This is a genomic window from Trueperaceae bacterium (assembly GCA_036381595.1).
In the GTDB taxonomy this organism is placed as follows: domain Bacteria; phylum Deinococcota; class Deinococci; order Deinococcales; family Trueperaceae; genus DASVCN01.
The window spans coordinates 101,544-113,935 of record DASVCN010000012.1; the positions used below are offsets into that span (position 1 = coordinate 101,544).

At 64.9% G+C, this 12,392-nt stretch carries 26 protein-coding genes and 1 pseudogene; all 27 read right to left on the reverse strand.

The genetic code is table 11. The annotated features are described in order from the left end of the window. Positions 1 to 117, reverse strand: coding sequence for a 50S ribosomal protein L36 (rpmJ, locus tag VF168_03280; protein HEX7003190.1), 117 nt, complete (start codon positions 115 to 117; stop codon positions 1 to 3). Between the two features lie 9 nt (positions 118 to 126). Further along, entirely contained in the window at positions 127 to 393 is a 267-nt protein-coding gene (gene infA / locus VF168_03285) for a translation initiation factor IF-1 (GenBank protein HEX7003191.1), read from the reverse strand. Next, positions 383 to 1,195, reverse strand: coding sequence for a type I methionyl aminopeptidase (gene map, locus VF168_03290; protein HEX7003192.1), 813 nt, complete (start codon positions 1,193 to 1,195; stop codon positions 383 to 385). Before map ends, infA begins: the two co-directional genes overlap by 11 nt. After that, positions 1,192 to 1,770 carry an adenylate kinase gene (locus VF168_03295; protein HEX7003193.1) on the reverse strand — a complete coding sequence of 193 codons (579 nt, stop codon included), beginning with the start codon at positions 1,768 to 1,770 and terminating at the stop codon, positions 1,192 to 1,194. Before VF168_03295 ends, map begins: the two co-directional genes overlap by 4 nt. After that, entirely contained in the window at positions 1,770 to 3,089 is a 1,320-nt protein-coding gene (secY, locus tag VF168_03300; GenBank protein HEX7003194.1) for a preprotein translocase subunit SecY, read from the reverse strand. The genes VF168_03295 and secY overlap by 1 nt, the downstream gene beginning before the upstream one ends. Then, on the reverse strand, positions 3,089 to 3,802 hold the full coding sequence (gene rplO / locus VF168_03305) for a 50S ribosomal protein L15 (protein HEX7003195.1): 714 nt from the start codon (positions 3,800 to 3,802) through the stop codon (positions 3,089 to 3,091). Before rplO ends, secY begins: the two co-directional genes overlap by 1 nt. Continuing rightward, entirely contained in the window at positions 3,799 to 3,984 is a 186-nt protein-coding gene (gene rpmD, locus VF168_03310) for a 50S ribosomal protein L30 (protein HEX7003196.1), read from the reverse strand. Before rpmD ends, rplO begins: the two co-directional genes overlap by 4 nt. A gap of 2 nt (positions 3,985 to 3,986) precedes the next feature. After that, entirely contained in the window at positions 3,987 to 4,460 is a 474-nt protein-coding gene (gene rpsE, locus VF168_03315) for a 30S ribosomal protein S5 (GenBank protein ID HEX7003197.1), read from the reverse strand. Continuing rightward, entirely contained in the window at positions 4,460 to 4,807 is a 348-nt protein-coding gene (gene rplR, locus VF168_03320) for a 50S ribosomal protein L18 (protein HEX7003198.1), read from the reverse strand. The genes rpsE and rplR overlap by 1 nt, the downstream gene beginning before the upstream one ends. A 14-nt stretch (positions 4,808 to 4,821) precedes the next feature. Continuing rightward, positions 4,822 to 5,361, reverse strand: a complete 540-nt coding sequence (rplF, locus tag VF168_03325; protein ID HEX7003199.1) for a 50S ribosomal protein L6 — start codon at positions 5,359 to 5,361, stop codon at positions 4,822 to 4,824. Beyond that, on the reverse strand, positions 5,361 to 5,756 hold the full coding sequence (gene rpsH, locus VF168_03330) for a 30S ribosomal protein S8 (protein ID HEX7003200.1): 396 nt from the start codon (positions 5,754 to 5,756) through the stop codon (positions 5,361 to 5,363). The genes rplF and rpsH overlap by 1 nt, the downstream gene beginning before the upstream one ends. Before the next feature lie 117 nt (positions 5,757 to 5,873). Next, positions 5,874 to 6,059 (reverse strand): type Z 30S ribosomal protein S14, encoded by a 186-nt coding sequence (locus tag VF168_03335; protein ID HEX7003201.1) that lies wholly within the window; start codon positions 6,057 to 6,059, stop codon positions 5,874 to 5,876. A 14-nt stretch (positions 6,060 to 6,073) separates the two neighbouring features. Continuing rightward, positions 6,074 to 6,613 (reverse strand): 50S ribosomal protein L5, encoded by a 540-nt coding sequence (gene rplE, locus VF168_03340; GenBank protein ID HEX7003202.1) that lies wholly within the window; start codon positions 6,611 to 6,613, stop codon positions 6,074 to 6,076. A 17-nt stretch (positions 6,614 to 6,630) separates the two neighbouring features. Next, positions 6,631 to 6,945, reverse strand: a complete 315-nt coding sequence (gene rplX / locus VF168_03345) for a 50S ribosomal protein L24 (GenBank protein ID HEX7003203.1) — start codon at positions 6,943 to 6,945, stop codon at positions 6,631 to 6,633. A 20-nt stretch (positions 6,946 to 6,965) separates the two neighbouring features. Then, a complete protein-coding gene (gene rplN, locus VF168_03350) occupies positions 6,966 to 7,334 on the reverse strand; it encodes a 50S ribosomal protein L14 (GenBank protein HEX7003204.1) in 369 nt (122 codons plus the stop codon). Between the two features lie 6 nt (positions 7,335 to 7,340). Continuing rightward, complete coding sequence (gene rpsQ, locus VF168_03355; protein ID HEX7003205.1) at positions 7,341 to 7,586, reverse strand: 30S ribosomal protein S17; 246 nt, start codon at positions 7,584 to 7,586, stop codon at positions 7,341 to 7,343. Then, entirely contained in the window at positions 7,583 to 7,774 is a 192-nt protein-coding gene (gene rpmC / locus VF168_03360) for a 50S ribosomal protein L29 (protein HEX7003206.1), read from the reverse strand. Before rpmC ends, rpsQ begins: the two co-directional genes overlap by 4 nt. Next, positions 7,761 to 8,186: a 50S ribosomal protein L16 gene (rplP, locus tag VF168_03365; GenBank protein ID HEX7003207.1), complete on the reverse strand. Its 426-nt coding sequence runs from the start codon at positions 8,184 to 8,186 to the stop codon at positions 7,761 to 7,763. The genes rpmC and rplP overlap by 14 nt, the downstream gene beginning before the upstream one ends. Before the next feature lie 140 nt (positions 8,187 to 8,326). Beyond that, positions 8,327 to 8,962: pseudogene (gene rpsC / locus VF168_03370) on the reverse strand (30S ribosomal protein S3). Then, entirely contained in the window at positions 8,955 to 9,269 is a 315-nt protein-coding gene (gene rplV / locus VF168_03375; GenBank protein ID HEX7003208.1) for a 50S ribosomal protein L22, read from the reverse strand. The pseudogene rpsC and the gene rplV overlap by 8 nt, the downstream one beginning before the upstream one ends. A gap of 26 nt (positions 9,270 to 9,295) precedes the next feature. Next, positions 9,296 to 9,565, reverse strand: coding sequence for a 30S ribosomal protein S19 (rpsS, locus tag VF168_03380; GenBank protein ID HEX7003209.1), 270 nt, complete (start codon positions 9,563 to 9,565; stop codon positions 9,296 to 9,298). A gap of 3 nt (positions 9,566 to 9,568) precedes the next feature. Further along, entirely contained in the window at positions 9,569 to 10,402 is an 834-nt protein-coding gene (gene rplB / locus VF168_03385; protein HEX7003210.1) for a 50S ribosomal protein L2, read from the reverse strand. A gap of 10 nt (positions 10,403 to 10,412) precedes the next feature. Further along, positions 10,413 to 10,700 (reverse strand): 50S ribosomal protein L23, encoded by a 288-nt coding sequence (locus tag VF168_03390; GenBank protein HEX7003211.1) that lies wholly within the window; start codon positions 10,698 to 10,700, stop codon positions 10,413 to 10,415. After that, complete coding sequence (gene rplD, locus VF168_03395; GenBank protein HEX7003212.1) at positions 10,697 to 11,290, reverse strand: 50S ribosomal protein L4; 594 nt, start codon at positions 11,288 to 11,290, stop codon at positions 10,697 to 10,699. The genes VF168_03390 and rplD overlap by 4 nt, the downstream gene beginning before the upstream one ends. After that, positions 11,287 to 11,913 carry a 50S ribosomal protein L3 gene (gene rplC, locus VF168_03400; protein ID HEX7003213.1) on the reverse strand — a complete coding sequence of 209 codons (627 nt, stop codon included), beginning with the start codon at positions 11,911 to 11,913 and terminating at the stop codon, positions 11,287 to 11,289. The genes rplD and rplC overlap by 4 nt, the downstream gene beginning before the upstream one ends. 2 nt (positions 11,914 to 11,915) lie before the next feature. Further along, the gene (rpsJ, locus tag VF168_03405) at positions 11,916 to 12,236 is read right to left on the reverse strand and encodes a 30S ribosomal protein S10 (GenBank protein ID HEX7003214.1); all 321 of its coding nucleotides are present in this window, start codon (positions 12,234 to 12,236) and stop codon (positions 11,916 to 11,918) included. 2 nt (positions 12,237 to 12,238) lie between these two features. Continuing rightward, the coding region (gene tuf / locus VF168_03410; GenBank protein HEX7003215.1) for an elongation factor Tu at positions 12,239 to 12,392 on the reverse strand (154 nt) is incomplete at its 5' end.

The following is a 12,392-nucleotide window of genomic DNA, read 5'->3' on the forward strand; positions in this document are numbered from 1 at the left end:
TCAGCCCTGCCTTTGCTTGTGCTTCGGGTTCACCGAGCAGATCACGAACACCTTGCCGTGCCGCCGAACGATCTTGCACTTGTCACACATCGGTTTCACTGATGCCCGAACTTTCATCTCACATTCCTACTTTCGGTACACGATCCGACCCTTTTCCGGGTCGTAGGTGCTGATTTCGACGACGACGCGGTCACCCGGGAGGATCCGGATGTAGTGCCGCCTCATCTTGCCGCCCACATGGGCGAGGATCTCCGGACCCGCGTCGAGCTGGACCAGGAACGTGGTATTCGGCCGAGCCTCGAGAACCACACCCTCTGTGCGGATGGTGTCCTGCGTGGTTTCCTCGGCGCGATTTGTCCGTGGCCTCGGCGGACCAGATCTCCTACGCGCCATGCTTGCCTCCTCCTGCCGCGCCCGCCGGAGCTGCTGATTCTCCCTTGAGCGCGAACGTATCGCTTGCAGTCAACACCCGCGGTCCCTCATCGGTGACCGCAACGGTGTGCTCGAAGTGCGCGGCAAGACTCCCGTCAGCGGTGGGTGCTGTCCAGCCATCTTCCAGGATCCGAACCCGGGTGCGCCTCTCGGTCACCATCGGTTCCATCGCCAGGACGAGGCCGGGCCGTAGCACGGGACCGGTACCTGCGCGTCCGTAGTTGGGCAGCTCCGGCGCCTCGTGGAACTCACGACCGATGCCGTGCCCCACGAACTCCCTCACCACCCAGAAACCTTCGGCTTCGACGACGCTCTGTATAGCCGCGGAGATGTCGCCGAGCCTGTTGCCTGCCACCGCAGCCGCGATGCCCGCATGGAGCGAGCGTTCGGTGGCATCGAGCAACTTCTGCGCTTCTGCCGAGATCTCGCCGACCGCGTAGGTCTTCGCCATGTCGGCAGCGAAGCCTCCGTAGAAGGTGCCGATATCGACGGAAACGATGTCGCCTTCGGCAAGCGGACGCCGGTCCGGAAAACCGTGGACCACGACGTCGTTCACCGATGTGCAGAGCGTAGCCGGAAAGCCACGATAGCCCTTGAAGGCGGGCTTTCCGCCACGCGAGAGGATAGCATCTTCGGCAACCTGGTTCAACTCGGCGGTTGACACTCCCGGGGCGATCAGCTTCTCGACCGCTTCGAGGGCCTCACGGTTGATAACCGCGGCCTCTGCCATCTGGTCGATCTCGGCTGGACGCTTGAGGATCAATGCAGTACCTCGTTGATCCGTCCGGTCACGTCGTCCATCGAGCCCATACCGTCCACTACCACCAGCTTGCCCTGACCACGGTAGTAGTCGAGCAGCGGTTGGGTGTCGTTCCGGTAGACCTCCATCCGTTTGCGGATGGTGGCTTCATTGTCGTCGAACCGCCCCTCGTCCCGAGAACGCCGCATGAGCCTCCTGACCAACTCCTCCTGGTCCACCTCGAGGGCTACAGCGGCGGTCACCGAGGTATCCAGCTCGGCCAGGAGCGCATCGAGCGCGGCGGCCTGGGCCGAGGTGCGGGGGAAACCGTCGAGCAGCACCCTGACGTTCTGCTCGTCTTCGAGTTCATCTCGCACCATGGCGATGATGAGGTCGTCGGGCACGAGATCGCCCGCTTCCATGATCCCCTTGGCTCGCTGCCCGAGCTCGGTGCCACGCTCCACGTGCTCGCGGAGCATGTCGCCGGTCGACAGCTTCACCAGCCCTCGGCCGTGAGCCAGGCGGTTCGCCTGAGTACCCTTGCCGGCTCCAGGCGGTCCCATGAGCAGGAGGACTTCGGAGTCGGGCCGGGCGTCCACTAGAAGCGCCTCCCGCGGCCACGGATCCGGCCCTTGCTCACGAAGCCCTCGTAGTGCCGCATCATCAGCTGCGATTCGAGCTGCCGCAGGGTGTCGAGCGCGACGCCTACGACGATCAGCAGTCCGATGCCGGAGAAAACGAAGGAGAGCTGGCCGGTGCCGGTGATCCATGCAAGGGTTTGCGGCAGTGCGTTCACCGCGCCCAGGAAGAGAGCCCCCCAGAGTGTGATGCGACTGGTGATGCGGGTCAGGTGATCGGTGGTCGGCTGACCCGGTCGTACCCCGGGTACGAAGCCGCCGTACTCACGCAGGTTCTCTGAGATCCTGCGGGGATCGAATGAGATCTGCGTATAGAAGTAGGTGAACGCCATGATAAGCAGCGTGCTGGTCAGAAGGCCCTGCCACTGCGAGGTGTTGAACCAGACGCCGATGGCCTGCAGCCAGCCGACCGTAGGGAACGCTCCGATGATGGTCGTGGGCAGGATCAGGATCGACACCGCGAAGATGATCGGGATGACGCCCGCTGCGTTGAGCCGGAGCGGGATGTAGGTACTCTGGCCCCCCATCACCTTGCGCCCGACGACCTTGCGAGCGTACTGGACCGGGATCCTCCGCTCCGCCTGCTGCACTAGCACCATGCCGGCGATGGCGACGATCAGGAGGATGAAGAAGAACACCAGGCCGAAGACGTTGCCCTCGCCCTGGCTGATCAACGCGAACTGCTGAGAGAGGGCGTTCGGATAGGCGGCAACGATGCCCGCGTAGATGATCAGTGAGATGCCGTTGCCGATGCCGTACTCGCTGATCTTCTCGCCCAGCCACATCACGACGCTGATGCCGGCAACCTGGGTGACCATCACCACGAACCAGAAGAACGGCCCGTTCGACCAGCCCACTCTGAGCGCCCCGGAGGGGCCCAGCAGCGCGATTGCGAGGAAGAGCGACTGGATCGCCCCCAGCGCGGTCGCGCCGTAGCGCGTGTACTGGGTGATCTTGCGGCGGCCCTCCTCGCCCTGCTTGGCGAGGTCCTCCAGCGGTTTGTAGGTCGAAGTGAGGAGCTGGATGATGATGCTGGCGGTGATGTAGGGGATCACCCCGAGGGCAGCGATCGAGAAGACCTCGAAGTTGCCGCCCGAGATGAAGTTGAGCAGGGTGAACACGTCACCCTGTCCGAAGTTCCCCGATTGCAACGCCTGGATGTCGATCCCCGGCGTGGGGATGAATACCATCAGCCGGTACACGGCAAGCAGGCCGATCGTGACCAGCAGCTTCGCACGCAGGTCGGGAATGACCAGGGCGTTGCGAAAGGCAGCAAGCATTACTGCTGCTCCTCTCCGCTACCATCCTCCGACGCACCCTGGGTCTCTTCCTCGGCAGGCTTCTTCGCGGCCTTGGCCTTGGACTCCTTCTTGGCGCCGCTCGCCTTGGTGCCGTCGGCGCCGCTCGCCTTCGCCGCGCTGTTAGAGCCGGCTTCGCCTTCGGCCGCGGCCGATCCGCTGTTCTGCTTGCGGGCGCTCCCGGGCTTCTCGTCCGCCGACTGGGCCTTGGCCTGCTTTCCCTTCTTCGGTGCGGCCTCACCGGCCCCGAGTTCGTCGGCGCCACGCACCGTGCCGCCGCTTGCGATGACGGCCTGGGCGGCGCTGCGGCTGAACGCGTCGACGTCCACCTGAAGCTTCGAGACCTCCAGTTCACCGCGGCCGAGAAGCTTGACGGGCTTGTTGGCGTAGCGGACCAGGCCCCGCTGCTCGAGCGTCTCGGCAGTCACCGTGGCGCCCTCCTCGAAGACGCTCAGGTCTTCGAGGTTGACCAGCTGGAACTCTTCCCGCTCACGGGTGAAGCCGCGCTTCGGGAGCCGCATCACGAGTCGGGAGCGGCCGCCCTCCCAGCCGGCTCCCTGGCTGAAGCCGCTGCGGCTCGACTGGCCTTTCTGGCCACGGCCGGCGGTCTTGCCGCGGCCGCTGCCCAGGCCGCGCCCTACCCGGCGGCGCGATTTCTTCGAACCGGGCGCGGGTTTGAGGTCGTTGATCTTCATTTGCCCTGCCCTTCAACGGTGGAAGCTTCGATGGTTAGTAGGTAGGCGACCTTCCTGACCATGCCCTGGACGTCGGGGGTGTCGGCCACTTCGCGAGTGTCGCCGATCTTCTTCAGGCCGAGGCCCCGCAAGGTCGCCCGCTGATCTTTCGGCACGCCGATCTGAGAGCGAGTGAGAGTCACCTTCACTGGGCCATCTCCCGCTCGCGCTTGGCGTCCTCGAACGTCTTGAGCTGCTTCAGTCCGTCGATCACCGCGTAGGAGACGTTGGTCATGTTGCGCGAACCGAGCTCCTTGGTGAGGAGGTTGCGGTAGCCCGCGAGTTCGACGATCGCACGGGGAACGGTGCCTGCGATCACGCCGGTACCGGGACCGGCGGGCTTGAGCATGACCCGAGAGGTGCCGTGGGAACCCAGCACCTCGTGAGGGATGGTGCCGGCGCCTTCGATCGGAACCTCGATCAGATTGCGGCGGGCGACGTACTGGCCCTTCTGGACGGCCAGCGGTACTTCCTTGGCCTTGCCCAGACCGATGCCGACCCTGCCGTTGCGGTCGCCGATGACCACCATGGCGCCGAAGCGGAAGCGACGGCCACCCTTGTAGGTCTTGGCGGTACGGCGGATGAAGATTACCTTGTCTTCGAAATCGGTGTCAGCCATCAGAACTCCAGGCCTCCCTCGCGTGCGCCTTCGGCCAGAGCCTGGACGCGGCCGTGATAACGATAGGCGCCGCGATCGAATACAACGCGCTTCACGCCCTTCTCGATCGCCCGTTCTGCCAGCGCCTTGCCGACCGCGCGGGCCTGATCGATCTTGGTGCCTCTGGTCGCCAGGCTCTTGGAGTTCGCCTCGGCAACGGTCATCCCCTTCTCATCGTCGATGAGCTGGGCGTAGATGTACTTGGCGCTGCGGAACACGCTGAGGCGCAGGCGTCCGGTCGCGACCGGGCGCTCGAGCCGACTCCGCGTGCGGAAGGCGCGGCGCTCTTTGGTAGTGAGTGTTCTCATTCCTTACTCCTCGATTACCGCGCGGCGGCCTTGCCGGGCTTGAGACGGACCTCTTCGCCCTGGTAGCGGACGCCCTTGCCGTGGTAGCTGTCGGGCGGCCTCACGGCGCGGATGTTCGCCGCCACCTGTCCGACGAGCTGCTTGTCGATGCCGCTGACCACGATCCGGGTAGGTTCGGGAGCGGCGATCGTCACGCCTTCGGGCGGCTCTATGGTGACGGTGTGCGAGTAGCCGACGTTGAGTTCGAGCTGCTTGCCCTTCATCTGGCAGCGGAAGCCCACGCCGCGGATCTCGAGGTGACGCTCGAAGCCTTCGGTCACGCCGGTCACGGCGTTTGCGACCAGCGCGCGGGCGAGGCCGTGATGGGCGCGGTCGTTGCGATGATCGCTGGGGCGCTCGACGGTGACGACGCCATCCTCCTGCTTGACGGTGAGGCGCTCGCTCACAGGCACCTGCAACTGGCCCTTCGGACCCTTCACCGACACCAGGCCGTCGTCGACCTTGACTTCGACGCCCTTGGGAAGCTGGATCGGGGAGTTGCCGACTCGAGACATCACCAGACCTCGCAGATGACTTCGCCGCCGACGTTCTTGCGGCGCGCCTCGCGGTCGACCATGAGACCTTGCGAGGTGCTCAGGACGGCTACGCCCAGACCACCGCGCACCACCGGCACGTGCTTGGCATTGGCGTACGCCCGCCGTCCAGGACGCGATACGCGGGTAAGGGAGTTGATGAGCGGTGCACGCTTGGGGCCGTACTTGAGGCCCACGCGGATGACCGGGTGGCCGTCCACATCGACCTGCTCGACCGACTTGAGGTAGCCTTCGCGAACGAGGAGTTCGGCGAGAGCCCGCTTGAACTTGCTTGCGGGTATGTCTACGCTCTCGGAGCCTATCGCCCCGGCGGTACGGATCCTGTTGAGCATGTCCGCGATCGGATCACTATGCATCTTCGCCTACTTTCGCGAGACCGGTATCAGCGGACTCCCGCTGACCTTTGCCTCTGGTTTTCGACATCTCTCTTGTGTTCACGCTTTCCTCTGTTTTGTGTCCGAGGCGATAGCTGCTTACCAGCTCGACTTGGTCACTCCCGGCAGGTATCCCTCATGGGCGAGCTCACGCATGCAGATGCGGCAGAGGCCGAAGTCGCGGAGATAGCCGCGGGCACGGCCGCAGCGCTGGCAGCGGTTGACGGAGCGCGTGGAGAACTTGGCTTCACGCTTACTCTTTGCGATCTGGGCCTTGGTAGCCAATTCGATCCCTTTCCTTATTTCCTGAACGGCATGCCGAGCAGCTCGAGCAGGCTTCGTGCCTCTTCGTCCGTCCGGGCGGTCGTCACGATAGTGATGTCCATGCCGCGCACGGCGTCGGACTGATCGTACGAGACCTCGGGGAACACCAGCTGCTCGCGGATGCCGAGGCTGTAGTTGCCTCGACCGTCGAACGAGCCGCTAGGCACGCCACGGAAGTCACGCACCCTGGGAAGGGCGATGTTGACGAGCTTGTCGAGGAACGCCCACATGCGCACGCCGCGCAGGGTCACCTTGAGCCCGATCGGCATTCCGGTCCGGACCTTGAAGTTCGAGACGCTCTTCTTCGCCTTGGTGATGACGGGGCGCTGAAGGGCGATCTGGGCGAGCTCCTTCTGCGCCTTCTCCAGGACCTTCGAGTCGTCGCGGGCTTCGCCCAGGCCCATGTTGATGACGATCTTCTCGAGCTTCGGCACGGCCATCGGGTTCTGGTAGCCGTGGCGCTCCGAGAGCTGTTCGATGCTCTGCTGGTAGCGCTCCTTGATGGGTAGGTTCACCTGTTCCATGCTCACACTCACTCGTCGAGCTGCGCGCCGCTCTTGCGGGCGACCCTGACCTTGCGGCCGTCGTTCAGGAACTTCATGCCGATGCGGGTGGGCTCGCCGCTCTGCGGGTCGAGGACCATCACGTTCGAAGCGTGGATGGGCACCTCCTGCTCGCGGTAACCGCCGCGCGGGTTCTCCTGGGTGGGCCGCTGCGCCTTGCGGATCACGTTGACGTTCTCCACGAGCACCCGGTTCTTCTCCGGGAACACGGCCAGGACCTTCCCCTCGGACCCCTTGTGAGGACCCGATATGACCCGCACCTGGTCGTTGCGCTTTATGCGCATCTTCGTTCTGGCTCTAGGCATCAGAGCACCTCCGGGGCCAGCGAGACGATGCGCATGAACTTCTTCTCGCGCAGTTCACGCGCCACCGGGCCGAACACGCGCGTGCCGCGCGGCTCGTTCTGGTTGTTGATGATCACCGCGGCGTTCGAGTCGAAGCGGATGGCGGAGCCGTCCTTGCGGTTGATCTCCTTCTTGGTGCGGACGATGACGGCCTTGACCACGTCGCCCTTCTTCACGTCGGCCCGCGGGATGGCGTCCTTGACGGCCGCCACTATCACGTCGCCGACGCTGCCGACGAACTGCTGGCCGGTACCCAGCACGCGGATGCACTGGATCCGCCGGGCGCCGGAGTTGTCGGCCACATCGAGGTATGTCTCTTGCTGGATCACCTCGGACTAGCCTCTCGCCTTCTCCACAAGACGCGTAACGGTGAACCGCTTGCGCTTGCTGATGGGCCTGGCGGCGGTGATCTCGACGATGTCGCCGACGCCGTACTGGTTCTCTTCGTCGTGCGCCAGGTACTTCTTCGACACGCTCACGACCTTGCCGTAGAGCGGGTGCTTGAAGCGCCGTTCGACGCGCACGCTCACTGTCTTGTCGGCCGCATCCGAAACCACGCGGCCCTGCAGGATCCTCTTCATCGGGCTTCTTTCTCCTTGGCGATCGTCAGCAGTTGCGCGATCTCACGCTTCGCAACGCGGATACGACGGGGGTTCGACGCCTGCCCGACGGCAGCCTGGAAGCGCAGGTCGAGGAGTTCTTCGCGTCTCTTCTCGACCTCGGCCCGGATCTCGTCGGGAGCGAGGTTCCGGATCTCATTGGGCTTCATCGTAGACCTCGCGCTTGACCATCTTGACCTTGATGGGGAGCTTGTGGCTGGCGAGGCGGAACGCCTCCTTGGCCTGCTCCTCGGTGACGTTGGCTACCTCGAACAGCACCCGGCCCGGCTTGACCACCGAGACCCAATACTCGACGGCGCCCTTGCCCTTACCCATCCGGACTTCCTGCGGCTTCTTGGTCACCGGCTTATCGGGGAAGATACGGATGTAGATCTTGCCTCCACGGCGGAAGTGCCGGCTCATCGTGATGCGGCACGCCTCGATCTGGTTCGACTTGATCCAGGCGGGCTCCATGGCGACGAGACCGTAGTCACCGAAGGCGAGGTAATCCCCGCCCTTGGTGTCGCCGGTCATCCGGCCCCGCATCTGCTTGCGGTATTTGACCCTCTTGGGAAGCAGCATGCTTACTTCTCCCTCTTGACCCTGGTACGACCCGGCCGACGGTCGCCGCCTTCACGGCTGTCGCGTCGGCGCGCCTGGGGGCGGCGGCGCTTGCGGCGCTCGTCGTCCTTGGGCGGACGGGGCAGGACGGCAGCACGGCGCTGGCGGTCCCCGACGATCTCGCCGTGGAACACCCACGCCTTGACTCCGATGACACCGTAGGTGGTGTTGGCCTCAGCCGTGCCGTAGTCGATGTCCGCGCGCAGAGTCTGCAGCGGAACGCGCCCGTCAGAATACCACTCGGGGCGTGCCTGCTCCGATCCTCCGAGACGTCCCGAGCAGCGGATCTTCACGCCCTTGGCGCCCGATTCCATGGTGCGCTGCACCGCCTGCTTCATCGCCCGCCGGAAGGCGAAGCGGCGCTCGAGCTGCTCGGCGATCCGCTGCGCTACCAGCACCGCGTTGACGTTGGCGTTGGGAACTTCCTGGACGTTGACCGCCACGGTGCCGTCGATCTCGCTGTCGAGCTTGGCACGAAGCGCCTTGATCGACTCGCCGCCACGACCTATGACCACGCCGGGCTTCGCGGTGTGGATGGTCACGTTGATGTTGTGAGCCGCGCGGTCGATGTCGATCCGGGCGATTCCGGCCCGGCCCACGTCCTTGAGAACGGCGTTGCGGATCTTCTCGTCCTCCCCCAGCAGCTTGGGGTAGGTCTTCGGATCGGCGTACCAGTTGGCCGACGGACTCTTGTTCACACCGAGGCGGAAGCCCCGGGGGTTGATCTTGTTACCCACGTCGTTCCTCCAATGTGATCGTGATGTGGCAGGTGCGCTTCCTCATGAGATCCGCACGGCCGCGCGCACGATGGAGGATCCGCTTCAGAGTGGGACCATCGTCGACCATGATCTTCGAGACGAAGAGGCTGTCCTCGAACATGTCGTGGTTGTTCACCGCGTTCGCCTTGGCGCTCTGCAGCAGCTTGAGGATCGGCTTGGCGGCACGCTTGTCGGTGTAGCGGAGGATGTTCTCGGCCTCGAGCACCTCCTTGCCGCGGATCAGGTCCGCCACCAGTCGCGTCTTTCGCGGGGTGGAGCGGAGCATCTTCAGGGTGGCCTTCGCTTCCACGCCTACTCCTTCCGTGAACCGCTGTGACCGCGGAAGTTGCGGGTGGGCGCGAACTCGCCCAGTTTGTGGCCCACCATGTTCTCCTGCACGAAGACAGGGACGTGCTGGCGCCCGTTGTAAACGCCGATGGTGTGGCCCACCATCTCGGGGACGATCGTGCTGCGGCGGCTCCAGGTACGGATGACCCGGCGATCGCCGGCCTGATTGGCGGCGTCGATCTTGTCGAGCAGGTGATCGTCCACGAAGGGGCCCTTCTTGAGGCTACGACCCATTCTCTACTTCCCCTTCCGGCGCCGCACTATGAACCGTGAGCTGGTCTTGCGGCGGTTGCGCGTCTTGTATCCCTTGGCCTGCTGGCCCCAGGGGCTGACCGGTGGACGACCGCTGGTGGAGCGGCCCTCGCCGCCACCGTGCGGGTGATCGACCGGGTTCATGGCGCGGCCGCGCTGGTGAGGCTTGCGCCCGAGCCAGCGGGTCCTGCCCGCCTTGCCGATGACCACGTTCTTGTGCTCGGCGTTGCCCACCGAACCGACGGTCGCGTAGCACTCGCCGTGCACGCGGCGAAGCTCACCCGAAGGGAGCCGCAGCGTGACGTAGTTCCCGTCGCGACCCTGTATCTGGATCGAGGTGCCGGCGCTCCTGGCCAACTGCGCGCCGCGTCCGGGGACCAGTTCGACCGAGTGCACGACCGCGCCGATCGGGATGAAGCGAAGCGGCATGGCGTTGCCGACGACCGGCTCGGCCTCGGGACCGGAGACGATGCGGCTGCCTACCTCGAGCTTCTCGGGCGCCACGATGTAGCGCTTCTCCCCATCGAGGTAGTGCAGGAGAGCGATGTTGGCGCTGCGGTTCGGGTCGTACTCGATCCCGGCGACCTTGGCGGGCACGCCCTCCTTGTCGCGACGCTTGAAATCGATCACCCGGTAGCGTCGCTTGTGACCGCCACCCCGGAACCTCGAGGTGACCCGTCCACGGTTGTTGCGGCCACCCTTCTTCTTCATCGGGGCGAGCAGAGACTTCTCCGGCTCGGTCTTGGTGACCTCGCCGAAGTCCGACGTCGTCATGAAGCGCCGGGAGGGCGTATAGGGGCGGTATTTCCTGGTAGGCATCTTCCCTCCCTCAGGTAAGGCCTTCGAGCTGCTGGATACGCTGCCCGGGCTTGAGCGTGACGATCGCCTTCTTGCGGTTCTTCTCGCGGCCTTCGAAGCGACCCATGCGCTTCGTCTTGCCCTTCACGTTCACGAGGTTGATCTTCACCACGTCGACGTCGAAGACCTGCTGAACGGCTTCCTTGACCTGCGTCCTGTTGGCGTGCGGGTGCACGAAGAAGGTGTAGCGGCTGTTCTCGATGCCCGACACGGCCTTCTCCGAGAGCACCGGAGCGATGATGATGTCGAACGCGTTCACTGCTCGTCTCCCTGTCCGAACACGGAGGCGTCGGCGATCACGTGCTGGTGACGCAGGATGTCGTAGACGTTGAGGCCGGCGGGCTGCAACACGCTCACCCACGGCAGGTTGCGTGCGGCGCGGCGCGCCAGCTCGTCGTCGGAGACGAGGAGCACCCGTTCACTGCCGTCGAACCCGTGCTCCTTGGCCCAGGCGACGAACTGCTTCGTCTTGCCTTCGATTCCGAACGACTCGACGAGGGTCAGCTTGCCGCTGTTCGCCCGGTCGGCGAGGGCCATGTGGAGGCCCAGCCGCCGAACCCGTTTCGGCAGGGCGTAGCTGTAGTCCCTCGGCTGCGGACCGAAGGTGGTTCCTCCGCCCACGAAGATGGGTGCCTTGCGGCTGCCGTGACGAGCCCGGCCGGTGCCCTTCTGCGGGTAGATCTTGGCGGTGGAGCCCCTGACCATGCCCCGCGTCTTGGTTGCAGCGGTACCACGGCGCCGCTTGGAGAGCTGCCAGGCGACGACTTCGTGAAGAACCGACTCCTTCGGCTCGGGCAGGTCGAGCGTCACCTTGCGGCCACTGCCGATGACGTCCAGTGTTACGGTCATCCGCCCACCTTCCTCTTGCGCGACTCCTTGATGACGATGGTGGAGCCGTTCGGTCCGGGCAGCGCGCCCTTGATGAGCAGCAGATTGTCGTCCTTGCGGATCTCGACGAGCTCCAGCCCGACTGTGGTCACCGTCTCAGCGCCGTAGTGTCCGGCCATCCGCTTGCCCTTGTAGACGCGACCGGGGAACTTCCGTTGACCGATCGAGCCGGGGTGGCGGTGCTTCTTCTTGGTGCCGTGGGTAGCGGGCATGCCGGCGAAGCCCCAGCGTTTGATGACGCCGGCGGTGCCGCGGCCCTTGGTGGTTCCGGTCACGTCGACCTTCTGACCCTCCTCGAAGATCTCGACGGTGACGGCGTCACCTTCGGGGTCGTAGTCGCGCAGCTCGACGAGATGGCGCTGCGGAGCTACCCCTGCCTTCTTGAAGTGGCCGGCCTCCGGTTTGTTGGTGGCCTTCTCCGACTTCTCCGACCACCCGAGCTGCACGGCGCTGTAGCCGTCCTTATCGGGGGTCTTGCGCTGCACCACGGGACAGGGCCCAGCCAGCACGACGGTAACCGGGATCAGTTTCTCGCCCTGCCAGACTTGGGTCATGCCCACCTTGGTGCCCAGGATTCCTTTCACGTCTAACGTCCTCCGACAGTCTTTATCTCGATGTCGACCCCGGTGGGGAGGTCGAGGTGCATGAGGCTGTCGATGGTGCTCTTCGTGGGAGCCTTGATGTCGATCAGCCGGTTGTGGGTGCGGATCTCGAAGTGCTCGCGGCTGTCCTTGTCGGTGAACGGGCCGCGGAGCACGCAGAAGCGCCGGGTTCGGGTCGGCAGCGGCACAGGGCCGGCAACCTTGGCGCCGGTGCGCCGGACCGTGTCGACGATCTTGGTCGCTGACGAATCCAGCGACCGATGGTCGAACGCCTTGAGTTTGATGCGGATTCGGGGAGCAGCCATGATTACTTCGTTACCGCCGTGACGACGCCCGCACCAACGGTACGACCACCCTCACGGATCGCGAACCGGAGACCCTCCTCCATCGCGATCGGCTTGATCAACTCAACCCCAAGCTCAACATTATCCCCCGGCATAACCATCTCCACCCCACCAGGC

Bases quoted from the DNA above. Each gene is read 5' to 3' on its own strand.
- rpmJ (HEX7003190.1), bottom strand. From the start codon at position 117: ATGAAAGTTCGGGCATCAGTGAAACCGATGTGTGACAAGTGCAAGATC.
- infA (HEX7003191.1), bottom strand. From the start codon at position 393: ATGGCGCGTAGGAGATCTGGTCCGCCGAGGCCACGGACAAATCGCGCC.
- secY (HEX7003194.1), bottom strand. From the start codon at position 3,089: ATGCTTGCTGCCTTTCGCAACGCCCTGGTCATTCCCGACCTGCGTGCG.
- rplO (HEX7003195.1), bottom strand. From the start codon at position 3,802: ATGAAGATCAACGACCTCAAACCCGCGCCCGGTTCGAAGAAATCGCGC.
- rpsE (HEX7003197.1), bottom strand. From the start codon at position 4,460: ATGGCTGACACCGATTTCGAAGACAAGGTAATCTTCATCCGCCGTACC.
- rplR (HEX7003198.1), bottom strand. From the start codon at position 4,807: ATGAGAACACTCACTACCAAAGAGCGCCGCGCCTTCCGCACGCGGAGT.
- rplF (HEX7003199.1), bottom strand. From the start codon at position 5,361: ATGTCTCGAGTCGGCAACTCCCCGATCCAGCTTCCCAAGGGCGTCGAA.
- rpsH (HEX7003200.1), bottom strand. From the start codon at position 5,756: ATGCATAGTGATCCGATCGCGGACATGCTCAACAGGATCCGTACCGCC.
- rplX (HEX7003203.1), bottom strand. From the start codon at position 6,945: ATGCGCATAAAGCGCAACGACCAGGTGCGGGTCATATCGGGTCCTCAC.
- rpsQ (HEX7003205.1), bottom strand. From the start codon at position 7,586: ATGAAGAGGATCCTGCAGGGCCGCGTGGTTTCGGATGCGGCCGACAAG.
- rpmC (HEX7003206.1), bottom strand. From the start codon at position 7,774: ATGAAGCCCAATGAGATCCGGAACCTCGCTCCCGACGAGATCCGGGCC.
- rplP (HEX7003207.1), bottom strand. From the start codon at position 8,186: ATGCTGCTTCCCAAGAGGGTCAAATACCGCAAGCAGATGCGGGGCCGG.
- rplV (HEX7003208.1), bottom strand. From the start codon at position 9,269: ATGCTCCGCTCCACCCCGCGAAAGACGCGACTGGTGGCGGACCTGATC.
- rpsS (HEX7003209.1), bottom strand. From the start codon at position 9,565: ATGGGTCGTAGCCTCAAGAAGGGCCCCTTCGTGGACGATCACCTGCTC.
- rplB (HEX7003210.1), bottom strand. From the start codon at position 10,402: ATGCCTACCAGGAAATACCGCCCCTATACGCCCTCCCGGCGCTTCATG.
- rplD (HEX7003212.1), bottom strand. From the start codon at position 11,290: ATGACCGTAACACTGGACGTCATCGGCAGTGGCCGCAAGGTGACGCTC.
- rpsJ (HEX7003214.1), bottom strand. From the start codon at position 12,236: ATGGCTGCTCCCCGAATCCGCATCAAACTCAAGGCGTTCGACCATCGG.